This window comes from Streptomyces nojiriensis (genome assembly GCF_017639205.1).
Lineage (GTDB): Bacteria > Actinomycetota > Actinomycetes > Streptomycetales > Streptomycetaceae > Streptomyces > Streptomyces nojiriensis.
Window position 1 is genome coordinate 2,696,215 of record NZ_CP071139.1, and the last position, 21,165, is coordinate 2,717,379.

At 72.2% G+C, this 21,165-nt stretch carries 20 protein-coding genes; 9 read left to right on the plus strand and 11 right to left on the minus strand.

The annotated features are described in order from the left end of the window. Positions 1–62: 62 nt before the first annotated feature. The 7 genes from JYK04_RS12575 to JYK04_RS12605 form a co-directional block, all read right to left on the minus strand. Entirely contained in the window at positions 63–770 is a 708-nt protein-coding gene (locus JYK04_RS12575) for a DsbA family oxidoreductase (protein ID WP_189735861.1), read from the minus strand. Between the two features lie 70 nt (positions 771–840). Next, positions 841–1,341 carry a GNAT family N-acetyltransferase gene (locus JYK04_RS12580; RefSeq protein WP_189735863.1) on the minus strand — a complete coding sequence of 167 codons (501 nt, stop codon included), beginning with the start codon at positions 1,339–1,341 and terminating at the stop codon, positions 841–843. A gap of 62 nt (positions 1,342–1,403) precedes the next feature. Next, positions 1,404–2,852 carry a peptidoglycan D,D-transpeptidase FtsI family protein gene (locus JYK04_RS12585; protein ID WP_189735865.1) on the minus strand — a complete coding sequence of 483 codons (1,449 nt, stop codon included), beginning with the start codon at positions 2,850–2,852 and terminating at the stop codon, positions 1,404–1,406. A gap of 62 nt (positions 2,853–2,914) precedes the next feature. Further along, positions 2,915–3,565 carry a response regulator transcription factor gene (locus JYK04_RS12590; protein WP_268254142.1) on the minus strand — a complete coding sequence of 217 codons (651 nt, stop codon included), beginning with the start codon at positions 3,563–3,565 and terminating at the stop codon, positions 2,915–2,917. Between the two features lie 83 nt (positions 3,566–3,648). Further along, the gene (locus tag JYK04_RS12595) at positions 3,649–4,860 is read right to left on the minus strand and encodes a sensor histidine kinase (RefSeq protein WP_189736559.1); all 1,212 of its coding nucleotides are present in this window, start codon (positions 4,858–4,860) and stop codon (positions 3,649–3,651) included. Positions 4,861–4,925: 65 nt separating this feature from the next. Then, on the minus strand, positions 4,926–5,918 hold the full coding sequence (locus tag JYK04_RS12600; RefSeq protein ID WP_189735867.1) for a hypothetical protein: 993 nt from the start codon (positions 5,916–5,918) through the stop codon (positions 4,926–4,928). Between the two features lie 168 nt (positions 5,919–6,086). Next, positions 6,087–6,869, minus strand: coding sequence for an IclR family transcriptional regulator (locus JYK04_RS12605; RefSeq protein WP_189735869.1), 783 nt, complete (start codon positions 6,867–6,869; stop codon positions 6,087–6,089). A 127-nt stretch (positions 6,870–6,996) separates the two neighbouring features. Here JYK04_RS12605 and JYK04_RS12610 point away from each other — a divergent pair, with 127 nt between their 5' ends. The 4 genes from JYK04_RS12610 to JYK04_RS12625 all read left to right on the plus strand — a co-directional run bounded on the left by JYK04_RS12610 (position 6,997) and on the right by JYK04_RS12625 (position 10,429). Continuing rightward, complete coding sequence (locus tag JYK04_RS12610; protein ID WP_189735872.1) at positions 6,997–8,520, plus strand: aldehyde dehydrogenase (NADP(+)); 1,524 nt, start codon at positions 6,997–6,999, stop codon at positions 8,518–8,520. A gap of 90 nt (positions 8,521–8,610) precedes the next feature. After that, entirely contained in the window at positions 8,611–8,832 is a 222-nt protein-coding gene (locus JYK04_RS12615; protein WP_189735874.1) for a hypothetical protein, read from the plus strand. A gap of 70 nt (positions 8,833–8,902) precedes the next feature. Next, positions 8,903–10,150 carry a TerD family protein gene (locus tag JYK04_RS12620; RefSeq protein ID WP_189735876.1) on the plus strand — a complete coding sequence of 416 codons (1,248 nt, stop codon included), beginning with the start codon at positions 8,903–8,905 and terminating at the stop codon, positions 10,148–10,150. Positions 10,151–10,252: 102 nt separating this feature from the next. After that, a complete protein-coding gene (locus JYK04_RS12625) occupies positions 10,253–10,429 on the plus strand; it encodes a hypothetical protein (protein ID WP_189735878.1) in 177 nt (58 codons plus the stop codon). A gap of 30 nt (positions 10,430–10,459) precedes the next feature. Here the strand turns inward: JYK04_RS12625 and JYK04_RS12630 are convergent, their stop codons facing one another. Continuing rightward, the gene (locus JYK04_RS12630; protein ID WP_189735880.1) at positions 10,460–11,899 is read right to left on the minus strand and encodes an alkaline phosphatase PhoX; all 1,440 of its coding nucleotides are present in this window, start codon (positions 11,897–11,899) and stop codon (positions 10,460–10,462) included. 250 nt (positions 11,900–12,149) lie between these two features. On the opposite strand from JYK04_RS12630, the gene JYK04_RS12635 reads away from it, so the two are divergent. Next, positions 12,150–12,731: a hypothetical protein gene (locus JYK04_RS12635; RefSeq protein ID WP_229875136.1), complete on the plus strand. Its 582-nt coding sequence runs from the start codon at positions 12,150–12,152 to the stop codon at positions 12,729–12,731. A gap of 73 nt (positions 12,732–12,804) precedes the next feature. Here the strand turns inward: JYK04_RS12635 and JYK04_RS12640 are convergent, their stop codons facing one another. Continuing rightward, complete coding sequence (locus JYK04_RS12640) at positions 12,805–14,331, minus strand: hypothetical protein (RefSeq protein WP_189735882.1); 1,527 nt, start codon at positions 14,329–14,331, stop codon at positions 12,805–12,807. A 390-nt stretch (positions 14,332–14,721) separates the two neighbouring features. Here JYK04_RS12640 and JYK04_RS12645 point away from each other — a divergent pair, with 390 nt between their 5' ends. The 4 genes from JYK04_RS12645 to JYK04_RS12660 all read left to right on the plus strand — a co-directional run bounded on the left by JYK04_RS12645 (position 14,722) and on the right by JYK04_RS12660 (position 18,797). Continuing rightward, positions 14,722–16,563 (plus strand): endonuclease/exonuclease/phosphatase family protein, encoded by a 1,842-nt coding sequence (locus JYK04_RS12645; RefSeq protein ID WP_189735884.1) that lies wholly within the window; start codon positions 14,722–14,724, stop codon positions 16,561–16,563. Positions 16,564–16,632: 69 nt separating this feature from the next. Further along, entirely contained in the window at positions 16,633–17,097 is a 465-nt protein-coding gene (locus tag JYK04_RS12650; protein ID WP_189735886.1) for a GNAT family N-acetyltransferase, read from the plus strand. 145 nt (positions 17,098–17,242) lie between these two features. Next, the gene (locus JYK04_RS12655) at positions 17,243–17,497 is read left to right on the plus strand and encodes a hypothetical protein (protein WP_189735887.1); all 255 of its coding nucleotides are present in this window, start codon (positions 17,243–17,245) and stop codon (positions 17,495–17,497) included. Positions 17,498–18,038: 541 nt separating this feature from the next. Continuing rightward, on the plus strand, positions 18,039–18,797 hold the full coding sequence (locus JYK04_RS12660) for a hypothetical protein (RefSeq protein ID WP_189735889.1): 759 nt from the start codon (positions 18,039–18,041) through the stop codon (positions 18,795–18,797). Between the two features lie 117 nt (positions 18,798–18,914). Here the strand turns inward: JYK04_RS12660 and dapD are convergent, their stop codons facing one another. Together dapD and JYK04_RS12670 are read right to left on the minus strand one after the other, a co-directional pair. Further along, complete coding sequence (gene dapD, locus JYK04_RS12665; protein WP_189735891.1) at positions 18,915–19,895, minus strand: 2,3,4,5-tetrahydropyridine-2,6-dicarboxylate N-succinyltransferase; 981 nt, start codon at positions 19,893–19,895, stop codon at positions 18,915–18,917. A 9-nt stretch (positions 19,896–19,904) separates the two neighbouring features. After that, a complete protein-coding gene (locus JYK04_RS12670) occupies positions 19,905–21,134 on the minus strand; it encodes an MFS transporter (protein WP_189736562.1) in 1,230 nt (409 codons plus the stop codon). Positions 21,135–21,165: the final 31 nt, after the last annotated feature.

Here is a 21,165-nt window from a genome sequence, read left to right on the forward strand (position 1 = left end):
ATCCGCCGAGTCCCCCGGGTCTCCTCGGTCTCTTCGGTTTCCCCGGTCTCCTCGGGTGGTCCTTATGCCTGCGGGACCGCGCACGCGCCGTCGGGCTCGCAGGCCTCGGCGGCCGCGGCCGGTTCCTCGACCTCGCGTCCGGCCCACGCCTGCTCCAGGGCCCGGGTGAACACCTCGGCCGGCTGTCCGCCGGAGATCCCGTAGCGGCGGTCCAGGACGAAGAACGGCACGGCGTTCGCGCCCAGCTCGGCGGCCTCGCGCTCGTCGGCCCGGACCTCGTCGGCGTAGGCGGAGTCGTCGGCGAGGACCGCGCGGGCCTCGGCCTCGTCCAGTCCGGCCTCGACGGCGAGCGCGATCAGCACCTCGGGGTCGAAGACGGAGCGCTCCTCGGCGAAGTTGGCCCGGTAGGCGAGGTCGAGCAGCTCCTCCTGGCGGCCGCGGGCGGCGGCCAGGTGCAGCAGCCGGTGGATGTCGAAGGTGTTGCCGTGGTCGCGGCCCTCGGTCCGGTACGTGAGCCCCTCCGCGCGGGCGCTGGCGGCGACGTGCTCCTCCATGCCGCGGGCCTCGTCGAGGGTGCGGCCGTACTTCTTGGCGAGCATCTCCACGACGGGAGCGGTGACGCCCTTCGCCCCGCCCGGGTCGAGCTCGAAGGACCGGAAGACGACCTCCACCTCGTCGCGGTGCGCGAACTCGGCCAGCCCCTTGGTGAAACGGGCCTTTCCGATGTAGCACCAGGGACAAGCGATGTCGCTCCAGATTTCGACGCGCATGATCCTTCTTCTCTCCGGGTTCCAGGGGGGGGGTGAAACGGTTTGTGGTTCAACCATTCACCGCCCCGTCTCATTCCCCGGACGGGTCCGGCACCCGGCCCACCTGCAGCCAGAGGGTGCGGTGGGTGCCCGAGCGGGGGGCCGACGGGTCGGCGAGCCAGCCCTGGGTGGCGTAGAAGGCCTGGGCGCGGAGGTTGTGCTCGTAGACCTCCAGGCGGACCCGGCGGATTCCGGCCCGCCGCCAGGCGTCCAGGCAGGCGGCGTGCAGGGCGGCCCCGGTGCCGCGGCGCCAGTGGACGGGGTCGACGTGGAGCTGGGTGAGGGTGGTCTCGCCGTCCTGGGTGCGGAACGCGGCGACCCCGGTGAGCTCGCCGTCCTGCTCGGCGCAGAGCACCTCGCCCTCGGCCGCGTCCCGGGCTATGGCCCGCGACCAGCCCTCGCGGGTCCGCTGGAGCTCGGCGTCGCCCAGGTAGGCCTGCTCGGGGATGTGGCCCTGGTAGTAGGTGGCGCGGGCCCGGGTGTGCAGGGCGGCGATCGCGGGCAGGTCGGCGGGGTGCGCGGCTCTGATCATGGGAGTGGGAACGCGCCGGGAGCCTCGACGGTTCCCGGCGCGTCGGCGCGCGGCCTTCGTGGCTACTTCTTCAGCCACGCCGCCATCAGCTTCTGGGCGATGGGGGCGGCCAGCTTGCCGCCGCCGATCTCGGAGCGGTCGGTGTCGGAGTTCTCGATCACCACGGCCACCGCGATCTGCTTGCCGTTCGACTTGCCGTACGAGGTGAACCAGGCCAGCGGAGCGAGGCTGTTGTTGACACCGCGCTGGGCGGTACCGGTCTTGCCGCCCACCTCGGCGCCGGGCACCTGGGCCGGCTTGCCGCCGCCCTCGGTGGCGACCGTGCGCATGGCGTCGCGGATCATCGAGGCGGTCTTCTCTCCCATGACCTGCTGGGACTTCGGGTCCTTGAAGCTCTCCAGCACGTCGCCGCCCGCGTCGGTGACCTCGGAGACCAGGTGCGGGGCGACGAGCTTGCCGCCGTTCTCGATCGCGGCCGTCACCATCGCCATCTGCAGCGGGGTGGCCTGCACGTCGAACTGGCCGATACCGGTCTGCGCGACCTGGTCGACCGACATCTTCTTCGACGGGTACTTGCTGGGCGGGTTGATGCGGACCGGGGTGTCGATCTGGACGTTGAAACCGAGCTTCTCGGCGGTCGCGCGCATCTTGTCCTGGCCCAGCTTGGAGGCGAGCTCGGCGAAGACGTTGTTGCAGGACAGCCTCAGGGCGGTGCGCACCGAGACGTTGTTGCAGGCCGCGGAGCCCGCCTCGCTGGGCAGCGGGGTGCGGGTGCCGGGGATCGTGTACGGGTCGGCGATCCCGGTCTGCCGGTCGATGTCGGTGACGAGGCCGTTCTCGATCGCCGCCGCGAGGGTGACCAGCTTGAAGGTGGAGCCGGGCGCCTGGGGCTTGCGCAGCGCCACGTTCTCCATGGCCTTGCCCTTGTCCGCGGAGAGCTCCGCCCAGGCCTCCGTGTCGTTGGCGCCGGCGATGCGGCCCGGGTCGAAGGACGGGTTGTTCACCACGGCGAGGATCTCGCCGGTCGCGGGGTCCAGGGCCACGGCCGCGCCCTGCTTGCCCTGGAGCGCGTCGTAGGTGGCCTTCTGGACGTCCCTGTCGATGGTGGTCAGGACGTTGCCGGGGGAGGCCCGCTTGTTGGTGAGCATGTCCATCACCGTCTTCAGCCGGCTGTCGGAGCCGTTGAGGACGTTCTTGTAGATGCCCTCCAGCATGGTGGTGCCGTAGGCCTGGGAGCTGTAGCCCGTGACCGGTGCGTAGAGGGGGCCGTCGACGTACGTCCGCTTGTAGCCGAAGTCCTTGCCGCCCGTCTTCACCGAGCCGGTGATCGCCTCCCCGCCCACGATGATGTTGCCCAGCGGGTTCTCGTACTGCCCGATGAGATTCCGGCGGTTGTGCTTGTCGTCTGCGAGGGCCTGGCCTTGGTATGCCTGTACCCAGGTGACGCGGACCAGCAGGGCCAGCACCAGGAGCAGACAGAAGACCGACGCACGCCTGATCGTCTTGTTCATCCCCCAGAAGGACGTCCCAGCGCTCCCAGCCGTTCCGCTCTGCCCCGATTGTGGCGGGGTTCTCAGCCTTTCTTCATGATGAAGCCTCCCTCGTAGGCCGCGATCACCGCCTGGGTGCGGTCGCGGGAGCCGGTCTTGGTGAGGACCGCCGCGACATGGGTCTTGACGGTCTGCGGTCCGACGCCGAGGCGCTCGCTCATCTCGTGGTTGGACAGCCCGGTGGCCATCAGGCGCAGGACGTCGGCCTCGCGCTCGGTGAGCCGGGCCACCCAGGGCGCGGCGGCGGACGGGGCGCCGGCCGTGTGGGCGGCGGCGAGGGAGCGGACGGCGGCCGGGAAGAGCAGCGAGTCGCCGCGGGCGACGAGCCGGACCGCGCCGATCAGCTCGTCGGGGTCGGCCCGTTTGAGGAGGAAGCCGGCGGCTCCCGCGCGCAGCGCGTCGTAGACGTAGGCGTCGTTCTCGAAGGTGGTGACGACCACGATCCGGGGCGGCTCGGCCATGGTGGCGAGGATCTGTTCGGTGGCCCGGATGCCGTCGATCTCGGGCATCCGGACGTCCATCAGCACCACGTCGGGGGCCAGCGAGCGGACCAGCGGCACCGCCTCGGCCCCGGTGGCCGCCTCGCCGACGACCTCCAGGTCCGCTTCGGCCTCCAGGATGACCCGCAGCGCGGTGCGGACCATCCGCTCGTCGTCGCAGAGCACGATGCGCAGCGGCGGCCGCGGCGCGGGGACGGGCAGGGGCACGGGCAGGGGCAGGGGCAGGGGCAGGGGCGCGGGCGCGGGCATCGGCGTGGTCATCGGGGCTCCCCGGCGAGCGGGAGGACGGCCCGCAGCCGCCACCGGTCCCCGTGCGGGCCGGCCTCGACGCTGCCGCCGAGCAGTGCGGCCCGTTCCGCGGCGCCGCGCAGCCCGCGACCCCCGGTGGTACGGGTCTCCCGGTCCTCGGCGGCGGGCGCCGCCGGCGGATTGGTCATGGTGATCTCCACTTCACGGTGTGCGGTGCCGGGGCCGGCCTGGACGCGGATCCGCAGATCCACCGGGCCCGCCCCGTGGCGCAGGGCGTTGGTGAGGCCCTCCTGGACGATCCGGTACGCCTCGCGGGAGGCGATCGCCGGGAGGGCGGCCCAGTCCCCGGCGGGTCCGGGGTCCTGGTGCGCGGTGACGGTGGTGCCGGCGGCCCGGGTACGGGCCAGCAGCCCGTCGAGGTCGGCGGCGAGGGTGGGCGCGGGCGCGGCGTCCGGCCGGGCCGCGTCCCCGTCCCGCAGCAGGCCCAGTACGGCGTCGAGCTCGCCCACCGTCCGCCGCGTGGTGTCCTCGATCGCGGCCAGCGCCTCCCGTACGAAGTCGGGGTCGCGCTCCAGCATCCGCCGGGCGGCGGCGGCCTGGAGGGTGACCGCGCTCAGGGCGTGCCCGACCGCGTCGTGCAGCTCACGGGCCAGCCGGTTGCGCACGGCCAGGTCGGCGGCCCGCTCCTCGGCCGCGGCCAGCCGGTCCGCCGCCGTGGGCCCGAGCAGTACGGGCGCCATCCTGGCCAGCAGGTTCCCGGCCCCGACCGCGCACAGGGTGAGCCCGGCCAGCAGCCCGATCCCGAGCAGGGGGGCGACGTACGGGTCGGCGTCCGTGGCGAACCAGCCGTACCCCAACTGGACGTCGTGCAGCCGCCCCACGACCGGCACCGCGATCAGCAGGAGCGCCATGGGCGGCACCGCGAGGGTCATTCCGCTGATCAGCGCGCCGGTCCCCAGGTGCAGGGTCCACCAGGCCGAGGCCCGCCCCCGGGCGGCCCAGGACCTGGCCGGCCCGTCGGCCAACCGCTCCCCCGGCACCTCGCACATGGCCCGGACGGCGGCCACCGACATCGGCCGGACCGGCCCGACCAGCGCGGTGACGGCGACGAGGGGCAGGCAGGCGGCGTAGGCGAGGAAGGTGAGCGGCCCGGAGTCGAAGGCGTTGACCCCGCCGACGACGACACCGACCACCACCTGTGCGAGCAGGAAGTACGGCATGAGCAGGGCGCCGCCGAGGATCAGGTGCACCCAGCGCCACCGGGCCCGCGCCACCGGCGACCGGTTCACCCCGGGCGGCGGGTGCCGAGGAACCGTATGAGGACGGTGCCGGTGAGCAATCCGGTGATCATCTGACCAGCGTAGATCAACACGGTTGTGCCGGGGGGCCCTTCGCCGCCGTCCAGCTGCGGTCCCAGCCCGGCGATCACCATCCATGCCCCCCAGCTCAGCGTGGCCGCCCCGCCGATCCAGGCGAGGCCCAGCGGCCACCGTGCCCGCAGCGTCCCGCCACGGGCCAGCAGCACCGCCCCCGCTCCGGCCGCGAGCGCGCACATCGCGTGGACCGCGGACACCACGGCCGTGTCCGTGGAGTACTCGGCCGCCCGCTCGGCCCCCAGACCGGCGGCACCTCCGCAGGCCCAGTACAGCAGCACCCCCGCGACCGCCAGGCCGACGGCCGTCGCGGCTGCCGCCACCACCCCCGTGGACGACGGCAGCCGCTCCCCCGTCACGCCCCGCCAGGCCCGCCCCCAGCGCTCCCGCGCGTAGGGCACGAACAGAGCTGCCAGGGCGAGTCCTTGGACCGTGAATCCGGTGTAGACGACGTGGAACACCCACGGGTCCAGGAACGGCGCCCGCGCCGCCCGCACCACCGGGTCCGCCCCGAAGCCGACGGCCCGCAGGAGCAGTTGGCCCGGGAAGCCGAGGAGGATCGGGGTCAGCAGCCCCGTGGCCACGAAGACCGGAACGGTCAGCAGCAGGCCCGGCACCCGTATGCCCCAAGGCCTGGTGAACACCAGCACGAGCAGGATCACGCAGGCGTCCATGGCCAGCGTGACGGAGTTGGCTGCGATCAGGAACGAGCCCGGCTCCCGCAGCACACTGCCCTCGGGTATCCCGAGGTGACTCCCGCACAGCCAGGCCGCCTTGAGCCCCAGATACGGCACGGTGGCGGTCAGGGCCACCGCCCGCAGGACCCGCCGCCCGGTCCCCGGCCGGGAGGGCGACGGCCGCTTCACTTCCGTCAGGTCACTCGGGTGCGTCTCTCGCGTGTTCATGACTCAACGGTCGCGGCTGCCCGGCCCCGCCACCTCCCCCTGGAAGGGGAACCGCCTCCCCCACGCGGGGGAGGACCGGCGCCCGCCCCACCGGCGCCCGCCCCACCCGCGGTGCCCCACCCGCGGTGCCCCACGGCGTCCCACACGCGGCGCGTCGCATACTGCGCCTCACATCCGGCGCGTGACCACCGACAGCCGGTCCCGCGCCTCGAACAGCGCCGCCTTGATGACCTGCTCGTGCTCCCCCGTCAGCCGGGCCACCGGCACCGAGCAGCTCACCGCGTCCCGCGCCGGCGTCCGGTACGGCACGGCCACCCCGAAGCAGCGCAGCCCGAGCGTGTTCTCCTCCCGGTCCAGCGCGTACCCCTGTTCCCGTACCAGCGCCAGCTCCTCGATGAGCTGCTCCCGGTCGGTGATGGTGTGCTCGGTGACCGCCTCCAGCCGCCGCGGCAGCAGCCCCCGTACCTCCTGGTCCGTGTGCGTGGCCAGCAGGGCCTTGCCCAGCGCCGTCGAGTGCACGGGCAGCCGCCGCCCGACCCGGGTGAAGGGACGCAGGTAGTGCTGGGACTGCCGGGTGGCGAGGTAGACCACGCTCGTCCCGTCCAGCCGGGCCAGGTGGATGGTCTCCGTCGTGTCGTCGGAGAGCCGGTCCAGGGTGGGCCGGGCCGCGGCGACCACCTCGTCGCCGTCGATGTACGAACTGCCGACCAGCAGGGCCCGTACGCCGATGCCGTACCGGGTGCCCGTCGCGTCCGTCTCCACCCACCCCAGGTTCACGAGCGTCCGCAGCAGCATGTAGAGGCTGGACTTCGGCAGGGAGAGGTCGTTCTGGATGTCGGCCAGGCTGTGCAGCCCCGGCCGCGCCGCGAAGTGCTCCAGCAGCAGGACGGTCCGCACGGCCGATTTGACCGGCGCCGCCTGGGCAGGGATCCCCGACTCGGTCGTCGTCATACGCCTGCTTCCCCTCTGATCGCCTCTTGTCACGCCGAGGACGCGGAAATAGAGTCCACAGCAGATGTGATCATTCATCCACCGGAACTGCGTTCAGAATACTGAACGATCCAGGAGGCAGTGGGCCATGACAACGACACCAGTCTGGAGTGTGGACCCCCGCACCGGGAAGCAGCGCGAACAGGTTGCGGTGGAGGCCACACCCGGTGAGGTGGACGAAGCCGTACGGGCCGCCCACGCCGCCCGGGGCCCGCTCGCCGACGCCACCGTGCGCGCCGCCTTCCTGCGCGCCGCCGCCGCGCTGCTGGACGAGAGCGCCGCCCACGTGATCGAGGCCGCCGACGCCGAGACCGCGCTCGGCCCGGGCCGGCTCACCGGCGAACTGGCCCGCACCACCGGCCAGCTGCGCGCCTTCGCCGACGCCGTGGACGCCGGGGCCTACCTCGACATCCGGATCGACCGCGCCGACCCCTCCCTCAGCCCGCCGCGCCCCGAGCTGCGCCGCTACAAGGTCCCGCTGGGCGTGGTCGCGGTCTACGCCGCCTCCAACTTCCCGCTCGCCTTCTCCGTCCCCGGCGGGGACACCGCGAGCGCGCTCGCCGCCGGCTGCCCGGTGGTCGTCAAGGCGCACCCCGACCACCCCGCCACCTCCGAGCTGTGCGCCTCGCTGCTGCGCCGCGCCGCGGCCCTGACCGGGCTCCCGGCCGAAGTGGTGAGCGTGGTCCACGGGTTCGACGCCGGTCTGGAGCTGATCCGCCACCCGCTGGTGACGGCCGCCGGATTCACCGGTTCCATCCGGGGCGGGCGAGCCCTGTTCGACGCGGCCGCCGCCCGGCCCGTACCCATCCCCTTCCACGGCGAACTGGGCTCCCTCAACCCGGTCGTGGTCACCCCGGCCGCCGCCGCCGAGCGCGCCGAGGAGATCGGCGCCGGGCTCGCGGGCTCGGTCACCCTCGGCGTCGGCCAGTTCTGCGTGAAGCCCGGCCTGGTGCTGGTCCCCGAGGGCGCGGACGGCGACCGGGTCACCGGCGAGCTCACCAAGGCGCTCGGGGAGACCGAGCCCGGAGTGCTGCTCGACCACCGGATGCGGGAGAACTTCGTCTCCGGGGTGCGCGAGCGGGCCGCGCTGCCCGGCGTCGACGCGCCCGTGACCCCCGGGTCCGGCGGGGAGCACACCGTCGGGGCGGGCTACCTGACCGTACGGGCCGAGAACCTCCTGGAGGGCGGCGCGTACGACGTCCTCCTGGAGGAGTGCTTCGGTCCGGTCACCGTCGTCGTGCGGTACGCCGACCAGGGCGAGGCGGGCGCGGTCCTCGGGCGCCTCGGCGGGAACCTGAGCGCCACCCTGCAGCTGTCGGCCGCCGAGTCCGAGGGCGCGCCCGGCCCGGCCGCCGAGCTGATCGGGCAGGTCACCGGGCTGGCGGGCCGGATCGTGGTCAACGGCTGGCCGACCGGGGTCGCGGTGGCCCCGGCCCAGCACCACGGCGGCCCCTACCCGGCGGCCACCTCGCACTCCACCTCGGTGGGCGGCACCGCGATCGAGCGCTGGCTGCGGCCGGTGGCCTACCAGTCCGTGCCGGACGCACTCCTTCCGGCGGAGCTGCGCGAGGCCAACCCGCTGGGGCTGCCGCGTCAGGTCACCGGGGGCTGAGCGTCCCGGTGTCCCGGCAGGTGCCGCCGCCCGCCGGGACACCGGAAATCCCGTTGCCCGCCCCGAGTCCGTCGCGGCAGGCTGCGCCGCATGCCGAAGCCGCACGGGTTCACCTACGAACGCCACCGGGACGACTCCGTCGTCATCACCCACCGGGGCCGCACCGCGGCCACCCTGCGCGGGAGCCGCGCCGAGAAGTTCCTGGCCGAGGTGGAATCCGGCGACGCGCAGCTCGTGATGGCCCGCTGGACCGGCTCGTACAAGTTCGGCAACGAGCGCGTCGCGCGCGCTCACCCGCGCAATCAGCGCTGACATCCCGAACGCCCCGAAATATCCCGCGAGGGTAAGGGAACGGCAAAGCACCTCCGGTCGTTCTCCGGGCATGACCGCTATGACCCCTGGATCCAACCTGCCGCTCAACGCCGTCCGCGTGACGGTCGACGTGGCTGCGCCGGTACGGCTCGACGTATCGGCCCTGCTCCTGACGGCGGACGGCAAGGTGCGCTCCGACGCCGACTTCATCTTCTTCAACCAGCCCTCGGGTCCCGGTGTCAGCTACCGGTCCGGCGGGGGTACGGCACCGGACTCGATCACCGTGGACACGGCCGCGCTGCCCCCGGGCATCGAGCGGATCGTGGTCACCGCCAGCCCCGACGCCGCCGGGCAGTCCTTCCAGGGCATCGAGCCCACCGGCACCGTGCGCAATGCCGACGGCGGCGCGCTGATCGCGTCCTTCACCCCGCCGCGGCTGGGCACCGAGACCGCGCTGGTCGTCGTCGAGGTCTACCAGCGCGGCGGCGTGTGGAAGGTGCGCGCCGTCGGCCAGGGGTACGCCAATGGCCTCGCGGGCATCGCCACCGACTTCGGGGTCTCCGTGGACGAGGAGCCCGCGGCGCCCCAGGCCGTGACCCCGCCCGCGCCCCCGGCGCCCCCCGCGCCCCCGGCCCCGCCGGCCTCCTACCCGGCCTCCCCCTGGCTCGGCGGCCCCACCACGCCCGCGGCTCCCGCCCCCGTCGCGCCGCCCGCACCCGCGGCCCCCGCGCCCGGCTCCGGGAAGATCAACCTCGACAAGGGCCGGGTCAGCCTCCAGAAGAACCAGACCGTCTCCCTCGTCAAGGGCGGCCGCCCGCTGCTCTCCCAGGTCAAGATGGGGCTGGGCTGGGAGCCCGCCTTCCGCGGCAAGGACATCGACCTCGACGCCTCCGTCATCGCGTACGGCCCCCAGCGCAACCACATCGACAGCTGCTACTTCGGCAAGCTGTCCATCCTCGGCGGTGCCATCAAGCACTCGGGTGACAATCTCACCGGCGAGGGAGCGGGCGACGACGAGGTGATCGTCGTGGACCTCGGCCGGATCCCCGCCGAGGCCACCGGCCTGGTGTTCACGGTCAATTCCTTCTCCGGCCAGAAGTTCACCGAGGTGGCCAAGGCCTACTGCCGTCTCATCGACGCGGCGAGCGGCGAGGAGCTGGTGCGCTTCGACCTCACGAGCGCCGAGCCCCAGACCGGCGTGATGATGGCCAAGCTGATCAAGCAGTTCTCCGGCGAGTGGGAGATGACCGCCATGGGCGACTTTGTGAAGTCGCGCACAGTGCGCGGCATGGTCAAGCCCGCCGCGCAGGCACTCTGAGCAGGTGGGCGGGCACATGCGGCCACCGGTGCGCGTTCCGGGTGATGGATGCCACGCGTAATCCGTAGGTGGCTGTCAGTGCCCGCCCGTAGCCTTGAAACCATGCACGAGACACTCACCCCCGCGGGGCCCGCCCGCCCGTCCGCCGCCGAGGCGAACGAGGCGATACGGCACCTTGTCGAGACCCGGGTGGACGGCGAGTGGCCTTCGGAGGCGTATGAGTTCCTGCTGGCCGAGTGGGCCGAGGCCTCGCGCGCGGAGGTTTCCCCGGCCCTGTAGGCGGCACGTGCGCCGCGGCGGTGCCGACGGTCAGTGCCCGCGCCGCCACGGCCCGGTGATGGCCAGCATGATGCCCGGGTCCTGGATGTTGGCGTACAGCGTGCGCCCGTCCGGGGAGAAGCAGACACCGGTGAATTCGGAGTACTCCGGTGCCTCGGCCGACCCGTTGTTCAGCTCGTTGCGCGCCAGCGGGTAGGTGCGTCCCGACTCGGTCGCGCCGAACAGGTGCTGCAGCCCCGAGCCGTCCTCCGCGATGATCAGGCCGCCGTACGGGGACACGGTGATGTTGTCGGGGCCGTCGTAGCCGCCGTCGGCCGACGGGTCCGCGTTGATCCCGATGAGGACGGTGAGCCGGACGGTGCGCCGCTTGGGGTCGTAGAACCAGACCTGGCCGTCATGGGCCGCGCCCGGGCTCTCCGCACGGGCGTAGGACGAGACGAAGTACGCGCCGCCGTCCGCCCACCACATGCCCTCCAGCTTGCGTCCGCGCGTCACCACACCGTCCGCGAACTGCTTGCGCACCGGTACGGTCCGGGCATCGCGGTCGGGCACGTCCACCCAGTCCACCCCGTACACGGTGCCGATCTTCGTGGCGCGCGAGAAGTCGTCGACGAACCGGCCCGAGCTGTCGATGCACTTGGCGGCCTGGAGCACACCGGCGTCGGCCGCGAGCGTACGGAGCCTGCCGCGCCCGTGGTGGAAGCCGCGGGGCGGGGTCCAGCGGTAGAGCAGCCCGTTGGGGCCGGAGGCGTCCTCGGTCAGGTAGGCGTGGCCCTGGCGCGGGTCGATGACCACGGCCTCGTGGTCATAGCGCCCGAAGGCCTTGACCGGCTGCGGGTCACGGTTGGCGCGCCGGTCGTGCGGGTCGACCTCGAAGACGTAGCCGTGGTCCTTCGTCATGCCGTTCTTGCCGGCCAGGTCCGAGTTCTCCTCGCAGGTCAGCCAGGTGCCCCAGGGGGTGGCGCCGCCCGCGCAGTTGGTCGACGTACCGGCGATGCCCACCCATTCGGCGACCTCGCCGCCGCGCCGGACCTCGACGACCGTGCACCCGCCGGCCGCGGCCGGGTCGTAGACGAGGCCCTCGGTGAGCGGGACGGGGTGGGCCCAGTTCTCCCGCTTGCCCTTGAGCTCGTGGTTGTTGACGAGGAGGGTGACCCCGCGGTGGCCCTCGAAGGCGGCGGTCCCGTCGTGGTTGGACGGGGTGGTCTCGCCGGAGTCCAGCTTGGTGACCCCGCTGTGCGTGATGACGCGGTACGTGAACCCGGCGGGCAGCGCCAGCAGTCCGGCCGGGTCGGGGACGAGCGGGCCGTAGCCGGGCTCGCAGGGCCGCCCGTGCTCGTCGCGTTCGGTGGTGTCCTCGGCGGCGAGCGCCCCGGGGGCGGTGGCGAGGGCGCCGACCGTCCCGGTGAGCGCGACTCCCGCTCCGGCGATGACGGTACGAGCGGTGAAGTCTCTACGGCTGAGCGGCATCGGGTCTCCAGGGGTGGGGAGGTGGTGCGCCTGTCGTGCGGTCGTCGGCGCACACGCTCCCGCCCGCACGTGAACGGCGGCTGAACTACCCGCCACGAGGAACCGACCCCTTGCCCAGCCTCGGAATGGCCAACTCCGGCCGCAGGAACGGCGCATTGTCGCCGCCCTTCCCGGGCACCTTCCGGGCACCCGACCCCAGCACCCCACTCGGTCTGCGTTCGGGGGCCACGGGTTCTGACAGGCTGCGCCCGTGGAAGAACTCATAGGAACCCAGAAGCCGGTACGCCGCATCCTTGACCCCGACGAGGCGATCGCCGCCTTGGAGCGCGTGGTGCCCGGGCTGGTGGAGCTCCGTCGGAGGGAACGGGCCGTTTTCGACTGGCATGCGGTCGAGGAAACGATCGGAACGGCTCTGCCGTCCGACTTCAAGGCGCTCACCGAGTGGTATCCGGCATTCGAACTGGATGACTTCCTGGGCCTCTCCGCCCCTTTGCCAGGAGAGGAAGGCAGGCGGGCCAGGGGGTGGGCCAGGGAACTCGAAGGAGAGGGCCCCGAGCTGCGTCCCGCCGAGCTCGCCTCGACGGTCCTGATGCTCTGGGGGGACTCGAAGGAGGGCGACGATTTCTTCTGGAGTGTGCTCGGGGACGATCCGGACCATTGGCCCGTCACCATCGGCTCCCGCAACAGCGCCTGGTGGCACTACGAGGGCGGAATGGTCCAGTTCCTGGCGGAGCTCTGCGACGGAACCCTGGATCCCTGGGCGCTCCCTCCGGTCAAACCCGAACTCACCGGGTGGGGCGTTGCGGGCGGCGGGTGGCACACAACGGTCTGAGTCGTCCCTGCCGGACCTTGTCGGGCGGTGTGGGCCGGGCGAGATCCGGCAGCGACGACCTGCGGGCTCTGGATCAGGCCGGGCGGCGGGAGCGGGCCTTGAACGCGGCCTTGCGGGCCTCCTTGGCCGCCTTCCTGTCCGGGTGCAGCCGGCCCATCGCCTCCAGGACGTACGCCGTCGCCGGGTGCTCCACCCGCCACACCTGCTCGAAGAAGCCCGCGTGATGGGCGGTCAGGGTTTCCATCAGGAGCGGCAGCTCCTCCGTCTCCCCGTCGGCGGCGAGCTGCGCCGCGATCGTGTCCACCGTCAGCCAGAACACCATCTCCGGGTCCGGCGCCGGTACGTCGCTCACCCCGCGCTCCGCCAGCCAGACCCGGGCGAGCCCGCCGAGCTCCGGGTCGTCCAGCACCGAGCGGACCGCGGGCTCGGCCTCCGGCCCGGCCGGTGCCAGGGCCTGCTGGCACCGGAGCCGGCGCAGCGGGCCGCCCTCGTCGTCCCCGCGGGCGGCGGCCAGCAGCTCGGCGGCCGCGGCGGACGGTTCCCGGCCGGCCAGCCACTGCTCGATCTCGGCTTGGGCGGCGTTCTCGGAGTAGAAGGAGACCGCGTCGAGGAGGGCGTCGGCGCCCTTCTCGGCCAGCTCACCGACGGCGGGGGCATCGATCCCGGCCTCCAGCATCCGGGCCCGGATCCCGTACAGGCCGAGGGGGGTCAGGCGGACCATCCCGTAGCGGGAGACGTCCTCGTCGTCCGCGGCGTTCGCGGTCCCCGGTTCCCGGGGGCCGTCGGCCTCCGCCATCAGCTCCTCGTCGACGGGCCGGAACTCCACCAGCCCGATCGGCTCCAGCTGCCGGAACTGGTCGTCGAGGCGCATCATCGCGTCCGAGACCTGTTCCAGCACGGCATCGGTCGGCTCGCCCATGTCGTCGGGCACGACCATCGACGCGGCGAGCACCGGCAGCGGAACCGGCTCGTCCGCGGCCCCGCCCTCGGTGACGGTGAGCAGGTAGAGGTTGGCGAGGACCCCGTCGAGGAAGTCCGCCTCGCGCCCCGGGTTCCAGTCCAGCCGGTCGAAGTCGATCTCGCCGCCCGCGTCCAGCGCGTCGACGAGGTCGTCCAGGTCGGGCACCGCCGTGTCGGCGATCACCGTGTCCAGCGCCGCCAGCCAGAGGTCGAGTACGTCGCCGGGCGCGCCGCCCGTCACCAGCGCGAGGTCCTCGCCGGGCGCGGCCGTGCCGAAGCGCTCCTCCTCTCCCTGCACACCGCCGCCCTCCCCGCCGTCGTCCTCCCCGCCGCCGCCCTCCCCGCCGTCGTCCTCCGGCTCGGTCACGTCGACGAGGCCGGTGTCCACGGCCACGCGCCAGGCCTGGCTCGCGTACCCGACGGAGTCCGCGTCGGCGGCGTCGAGGCCGAGCAGCGCGGCGGCCTCGGGCAGCTGGGCGGCGGCGAGCTCGCCACCGACGCCGACGCGGGTGTCGGGTCCGGCCCAGCGGGCGAGCCGTACGGCGCGCGCGAACAGCGGGGCGCCGAGGGCGTCGCGGGCCAGCTCCGCGTCGGAGTGCAGCCGTACGGGCGGCAGCGTGGGGTGCGAGTCTGCGGACATGGGGCGGTTCTCCTCGCGGACGCGGTGGGGCGGGGTACGACGGGGTGTGGCGTTGGTGACACGGGCCGCATTGTCGGCCGGACCGTCATGTGCGCCCGGATTTCGATGACATGGCCGACATGACGGGCAGTGCGGGCATGCGGATGTGGCGCAGATGACAGGCGTGGCCTTCGTGCGGCGCTCCAGCGTAGACGCATTTCGGGCGCGTCCGGCGGGCCATCCCCTTTGGTTCATCCCACAGTCAGCTGCCGTATTCCCTGGAGGGCTTGACAACTTTGCTGGCCACACAGGAAATTGACGCGCGTAGATGTACAGGGAGCGGCATGCCTCCCGCAGATCTCACTGCCGCACCCCCCACCTTTTCCCTCTCCCACACCGGAGTTCCTGCCCATGCGCTCCTCGCATCCCCGTTCCGCCGCCGTCGCGGCCCTCGTCGCCACCGCACTGGCCACCGGCCTGCTCGCGGGCTCCGCCGACGCGGCCGAAGGCGCCGTGTCCGCCGATCCGATACGCATCCACGACATTCAGGGCACCACCCGGATATCCCCGCTCAACGGCAAGCAGGTCGCGGACGTCGAGGGCATCGTGACGGGCGTGCGTACGTACGGCTCGCGCGGCTTCTGGATCCAGGACCCGAACGCCGACGACAACGACGCCACCAGTGAGGGCATCTTCGTCTTCACCAACGCCGTCCCGACCGTCGCCGCGGGCGACGCGGTCAAGGTCTCCGGCACCGTCGGCGAGTACATCCCCGGCGGCGTGAACTCCGGCAACCAGTCGGTGACCCAGATCTCCAAGCCGACGGTGACCGTGGTCTCCTCCGGCAACGCGCTGCCCGAGGCCACCGCGATCAACGAGTACTCGGTGCCCGCCGAGTACGCCCCGGCCGGCGACCCGGCCGCCGGCGGCAGCATCAACGGCCTGACCCTGGAGCCCTCGCGCTACGCCCTCGACCGCTACGAGTCGCTGGAAGGCATGAACGTCAAGATCGGCACCTCCCGCGTGGTCGGCGCCACCGACCCGTACTCGGAGCTGTGGGTCACTGTGAAGGGCTGGGAGAACACCGCCAAGCGCGGTGGCACCATCTACGGCTCGTACGAGTCCCAGAACACCGGCCGCCTGCAGATCCAGCAGCTCGCGCCCATCTCGCAGCAGCCCTTCCCGGTGGCCAACGTCGGCGACCGGCTGACCGGCACCACCGAAGGCCCGCTGGACTTCAACCAGTTCGGCGGCTACACGCTGGTGGCCCGCACCCTCGGCACCGTCAAGGCGGGCATCCTCGCCCCCGAGAAGACCAAGCCGCAGGCCGAGCAGGAGCTCGCGGTGGCGACGTACAACGTCGAGAACCTCGACCCGACCGACCCCCAGGAGAAGTTCGACGCGCTGGCGAAGGCGGTCGTCGAGAACCTGGCCTCGCCCGACGTCCTCGCCCTGGAGGAGATCCAGGACGACAACGGCGCCAAGAACGACGGCACCGTCTCGGCCGAGCAGACCCTCGCCAAGTTCACCGCGGCGATCTCGGCCGCCGGCGGCCCGGCCTACCAGTGGCGGACCGTCAACCCGGAGGACAAGAAGGACGGCGGCGAGCCCGGCGGCAACATCCGCCAGGTGTTCCTCTTCAACCCCGCGCGGGTCTCCTTCACCGAGCGCGCCCCGGGTGACGCGGTGACCGCGACCGGTGTGACCAAGGTGAACGGCAAGGCCGCCCTGACCCACTCCCCCGGCCGCATCGACCCCGCCAACCCGGCGTGGGCGGACAGCCGCAAGCCGCTGGCCGGCGAGTTCGTCTTCCGCGGCAAGACGGTCTTCGTGATCGCCAACCACTTCGGCTCCAAGGGCGGCGACGAGGGCCTGACCTCGCACCACCAGCCGCCGGTCCGCTCCTCGGAGGCCAAGCGACTGCTCCAGGCGCAGGCCGTGAACGGCTTCGTGAAGCAGCTCCTGGCGGAGGAGAAGAACGCCAACGTCCTGGTCCTCGGTGACATCAACGACTTCGAGTTCTCGGCGACGACGGACGCGCTGGCGGACGGCGGGGCGCTGTACCCGGCGATCAAGTCGCTGCCGAAGGCGGAGCGTTACTCGTACGTCTACCAGGGCAACGCGCAGGTGCTGGACCAGATCCTGACCAGCCCGGCGATCAAGAAGTTCACGTACGACAGCGTGCACATCAACGCGGAGTTCTCGGCGCAGAACAGCGACCACGACCCGCAGGTGCTGCGCTTCCGCCCGTAGCCTCTCGGGGCCCGCAGCCGAAGGGGGTCCGGTCGCCGTCGCGGCCGGGCCCCCTGCCACAATCCCGCCATGATCTTCCGTGAGGCCACCCGCCAGGACCTGCCCGCCGTGCTCGCCCTGCTCGCCGACGAGGACTCGGTCGTCGACCCGGCGCAGGTCGTGATCGGCGAGGCGCACGAGCGGGCCTTCGCCGCGATCGAGGCGGACCCGCGCAACGAGATGCTGGTCCTCACGGACGGGGCGGGCGGGACCGGCGAGGGGGTCCTCGGCTGTCTCCAGCTCACGTACATCCCGGGCCTGGGCCAGAACGGGCAGGAACGGGCGCTGGTGGAAGCGGTACGGATCCGTGCGGACCGGCGGGGCTCGGGGCTCGGCGCCGAACTGATGCGGCTCGCGGCCGAGCGGGCCCGCGAGCGCGGCTGCGGCCTGGTCCAGCTGACCAGCAGCAAGCGGCGCACGGCCGCGCACCGCTTCTACGAGCGACTGGGCTTCGCGCGCAGCCACGAGGGCTTCAAGCTGCACCTGGAGCCGTAACTGGGCCTTCTCGGACAAGGTAGGGACTTTCGGCCCTGGCGTGACGCTCGACACATCCCTACCGAATCGCCCGGTTGGGTGGTTGAGTATTTCCACGCTCGATCTTGTTACCGGCTCGTACCGACCGCACTCCCGGAGGATCCTCGTGCTCCCCTCCATCTCCCTCGCTCAGGAAATCGGCCTCGCCGTCCTGCTCGTGGCCGCGTTCGTCTGGTTCACCGGCCTCCGCCACGTGCGGGAGGAGAGCCGCTTCGCCCACCCGGATCCCGCCGCCGCCGAGGGCCTGCCGGTGATCCCGGCCCAGCGCGGCTCCGCGGCGCACCCGATGGAGTCGGTGGAGCTGACCGAGGCGGAGAAGCAGGCCTTCGCGGGCCTGATCCGCACGATCTCCCTGACCTGATCCGACCCGACCGTCGGCCCCGCGCGGCTGTCAGGCCCTGGCGGACGACGAGGCGGCCCCCGGGCGGCTGCCCGGGGGCGGCTGAGGCTCACGGCCGCGGAACCGTGCTGTTCGAGTGCGGGGACCTCACGGCGAGCCGGGCGCCGATCCGCAGCCGGCGAGGCGGGCCCCTTCCGTGCCCGATCGAGCGGGAGACCACGGGGAGCGACGGTCACGCGCAGGCAGGCAGCGCAGCGACGGCTCCGGGACCGTCATGAGCCGGCCAGGCCATGGACGCTTCACGGACCCTCAGGCGTGAGGCACATCACCCTGTGTGGCGAATCTGTTACAAAGGGCGCGTTGGCCTGAATGGGTGGGCGGGAAGAACCCAGTCCTGCAGTTCTGGGGGTGGGGCTCACATGGACGGAATGGGGGTTCCGTGTCCGAACCTGCAAGCAGTCCACGGGAGCCGGGACTTGACGAGCTCGGCCACGCCCCCTTGGAGGGAGAGCCGAGGGTGCCCCCTCTCGCACCTTCTCCTCCCGGATCGGAGTAGCCCTGGATGAGCAGCCTCCACGACCTCGCCGTGAATCTGCTTGCCACAGCCCTCGCCTTCACCTTCGGCAGGTCCTACGAGCGGATGCGAACCCTTTGGCGCTTCCGGAGCGTGCGGGCTTTCTGGAAGCCGTTCGTCACGGGCGATCTCAAGGTGATCACCTCGATCTTCATCCAGCAGGAGCATTACATCTGGGAGCGTTCCGGACTGGTCGGCGTAGGCGATGTGATGGCACTGAACGAGCTGCGGCAACAACTCCAAAAGGCCGGGATGAACCAGCTGCCCCTGACCCCCAGCCACCAGCTCACCGGGCTGGAACGTCGCGGCAACCTCGTGCTGGTCGGCGGACCGCACTCCAATCAGGTGACGGCCGAAGTCATGCAGCGGCTACCGCTCACCTTCCACTTCGGCTCGGCCGAAACCCACGACGCAAATATCTACGACGCCTCTTCAGGCGACGTCATGCAGTGCATGGTCGGCGAATCGGATCAACTCCTCGTCGACCAAGGCATCTTGATTCGGGCAGCCAATCCGTTCAACCCTGAAAGAAACGTCATAATCCTGGCCGGAAGCTTCGGGTTCGGCACCAGTGCGGCCGCTCAGCTCCTGGCCGGTCCAGAGCTGCTCGCACACCCCATCGCCTCAGCGGGGCTTCCCTTTGAAGCCACCTTCTCCGTTGAGATAGCGGGCGGAACACCCCAGCGGATCGAGCTGAGAGCCGTACGGCGTCTGGACTCCAGAGTTATTCGGACAGGACAGCCGTAGGCACCTGACGCGGAACGTTGCACCCCGGGAAATCAATCATCAGCACGAGCATCAGCACGAGCGCCCTCCCGGTCCGTTCCGGGACCGGGAGGGCGCTCTCCTCGACGCGGTGGGGCGTCAGTTGTGGCTGTGCAGGACCTCGTTCAGGCCGCCCCAGGCCGCCTTGTACGGGCGGGCCTCGACGGCGCCGGTCACCGAGTTGCGGCGGAAGAGGATGTTGTTGGCGCCGGAGAGCTCCAGGGCCTTGACGATCTGGCCGTCCGGCAGGGTCACGCGGGTGCCCGCGGTCACGTAGAGGCCGGCCTCGACCACGCACTCGTCGCCCAGTGCGATGCCCACGCCCGCCTCGGCGCCGATCAGGGTGCGCTCGCCGATCGAGATGATCTGCTTGCCGCCGCCCGAGAGGGTGCCCATGGTGGAGGCGCCGCCGCCGATGTCGGAGCCGTCGCCGACCACGACGCCCGCGGAGATGCGGCCCTCGACCATGGAGGTGCCGAGGGTGCCGGCGTTGAAGTTGACGAAGCCCTCGTGCATGACGGTGGTGCCCTCGGCGAGGTGCGCGCCGAGGCGGACGCGGTCCGCGTCGGCGATGCGCACGCCCTTGGGGGCGACGTAGTCCGTCATCCGCGGGAACTTGTCGATCGAGGTGACCTGGAGGTGCAGGCCCTCGGCGCGCGCGTTGAGGCGGACGGTCTCGACCTGGTCGACGGCGACCGGGCCCAGGGAGGTCCAGGCGACGTTCGCGAGCAGGCCGAAGACGCCGTCGAGGTTCTGGCCGTGCGGCTTGACCAGGCGGTGGCTGAGCAGGTGCAGGCGCAGGTACGCGTCGTGCGCGTCCAGCGGCTTGTCCTCCAGGGAGGAGATGACCGTGCGGACGGCTACGACCTCGACGCCGCGGACCGCGTCCGTGCGGATCGCCTTGGCCGCGGCGGCGCCCAGCAGCTCCACGGCCTGGTCGGCGGTGAGGCGCTCGGTGCCGGCCGGGCCGGGCTCGGCGACCAGCTCGGGGGCGGGGAACCAGGTGTCGAGGACGGTGCCGTCGGCGGTGAGGGTGGCAAGTCCGGCGGCGACGGCGCCGGTGGTACGCGTAGCAGTCATATCCGAAACCTAACCGGCGACGGCCTTCGGTCGCGAACCGGTCTCATGTGCCGGTCGCGCGGGTCGCCGCGTCCCCCGCGCACCCGTGACCAGCACGATCCCCCCGGCGGCCGCGCCGAGTACCGCGCACAGCGGCCACAGCAGCCCCGGCGCGGTGTCGTACAGGGCTCCCCCGAGGGGCGCGGCGAGCACGGTGCCGCTGATGGAGACACCCGCGTACAGGCTCTGGAACCGGCCGATGGCGTGCTCGGGCGACTCGTCCGCGACGTACGCCGTGGCGGTGGTCTTGTAGAGGATCTCGCCGAGGGTGAGCAGCAGCATCATCGCGACGGCCGTCGCGGTACCGACCCCGAGCATCAGCATCGCGTAGCCGCCGCCCACCAGCACGAGCCCGCTGCCGATGACGTGCAGCGGGGAGCGTCGACGCAGGACGAGGGCGGCGGGGATCTCCAGGAGCAGGATGACGCCGCAGTTGACCGCGATGAGCCAGCCGTACGCGCGGGTGTCCATACCGTGGTCGGCGAGGTAGACGGGGAAGGTCGTGAGGTGCTGCCGGTAGACGATGTCGATGACGACGATCGCACCGAGCAGGACCAGTACGGCCGGCCGCGCACGCAACTCCGCCCACAGCCCTCCGCGGCCCAGACCCCCGTCCGGGGCCGCGGAAGGGGCGGTGGCGGCCCTGGCCGGGACGACCCGGGCAATCCAGAGGGCGAAGCAGAGAGTGCCGAGGCCGTCCGCGACGAAGAGCCAGTCGTACGAGAGTCCGGTCGCAATGAGGGCCCCGACCGGTCCGCCCACCGCGAAGCCGCCGTTGGACAGGCAGCGGGTGACGGCGAAGGCCTGGCGGCGCGAGCCCTCCGGCACGGTGACGGCGACCAGCGCGGAATTGGCTGCGCGAATCACCCCGGAGGCGTACTGGGCGACCGGCAGAAGGAGGGCCAACAGGCCGATGGGGACCACCGGCAGAGCGACGAGGGCGGATCCGGCGAGGGCCGAGGCGGCCAGGAGCACCCGGCGGTGGCCGAAGCGGTCGCCGTACCAGCCGCCGGTGAAGTTGCCGGCGACCAGGCCGATGCCACCGATGCCGACGATCAGGCCCGCCTGGGTGGTGTCGAGACCGCGCGGGCCGGTCAGGTAGAGGAAGACGAAGACGAAGGTGAAGCTGGCGACGGTGTTGACGAAGACCCCCGCAGCCAGCAGCCACACAACCCTCGGTACGGCCTTGAACCCCTGCAGCACACCCGTGCCCCCTTGCCCGATTAGTAAG

Coding starts and splice junctions, on each gene's coding strand:
- JYK04_RS12575 (WP_189735861.1), bottom strand. CDS start 770: ATGCGCGTCGAAATCTGGAGCGACATCGCTTGTCCCTGGTGCTACATC.
- JYK04_RS12580 (WP_189735863.1), bottom strand. CDS start 1,341: ATGATCAGAGCCGCGCACCCCGCCGACCTGCCCGCGATCGCCGCCCTG.
- JYK04_RS12585 (WP_189735865.1), bottom strand. CDS start 2,852: ATGAACAAGACGATCAGGCGTGCGTCGGTCTTCTGTCTGCTCCTGGTG.
- JYK04_RS12595 (WP_189736559.1), bottom strand. CDS start 4,860: ATGCCGTACTTCCTGCTCGCACAGGTGGTGGTCGGTGTCGTCGTCGGC.
- JYK04_RS12600 (WP_189735867.1), bottom strand. CDS start 5,918: ATGAACACGCGAGAGACGCACCCGAGTGACCTGACGGAAGTGAAGCGG.
- JYK04_RS12605 (WP_189735869.1), bottom strand. CDS start 6,869: ATGACGACGACCGAGTCGGGGATCCCTGCCCAGGCGGCGCCGGTCAAA.
- JYK04_RS12610 (WP_189735872.1), top strand. CDS start 6,997: ATGACAACGACACCAGTCTGGAGTGTGGACCCCCGCACCGGGAAGCAG.
- JYK04_RS12615 (WP_189735874.1), top strand. CDS start 8,611: ATGCCGAAGCCGCACGGGTTCACCTACGAACGCCACCGGGACGACTCC.
- JYK04_RS12620 (WP_189735876.1), top strand. CDS start 8,903: ATGACCGCTATGACCCCTGGATCCAACCTGCCGCTCAACGCCGTCCGC.
- JYK04_RS12625 (WP_189735878.1), top strand. CDS start 10,253: ATGCACGAGACACTCACCCCCGCGGGGCCCGCCCGCCCGTCCGCCGCC.
- JYK04_RS12630 (WP_189735880.1), bottom strand. CDS start 11,899: ATGCCGCTCAGCCGTAGAGACTTCACCGCTCGTACCGTCATCGCCGGA.
- JYK04_RS12640 (WP_189735882.1), bottom strand. CDS start 14,331: ATGTCCGCAGACTCGCACCCCACGCTGCCGCCCGTACGGCTGCACTCC.
- JYK04_RS12645 (WP_189735884.1), top strand. CDS start 14,722: ATGCGCTCCTCGCATCCCCGTTCCGCCGCCGTCGCGGCCCTCGTCGCC.
- JYK04_RS12650 (WP_189735886.1), top strand. CDS start 16,633: ATGATCTTCCGTGAGGCCACCCGCCAGGACCTGCCCGCCGTGCTCGCC.
- JYK04_RS12660 (WP_189735889.1), top strand. CDS start 18,039: ATGAGCAGCCTCCACGACCTCGCCGTGAATCTGCTTGCCACAGCCCTC.
- dapD (WP_189735891.1), bottom strand. CDS start 19,895: ATGACTGCTACGCGTACCACCGGCGCCGTCGCCGCCGGACTTGCCACC.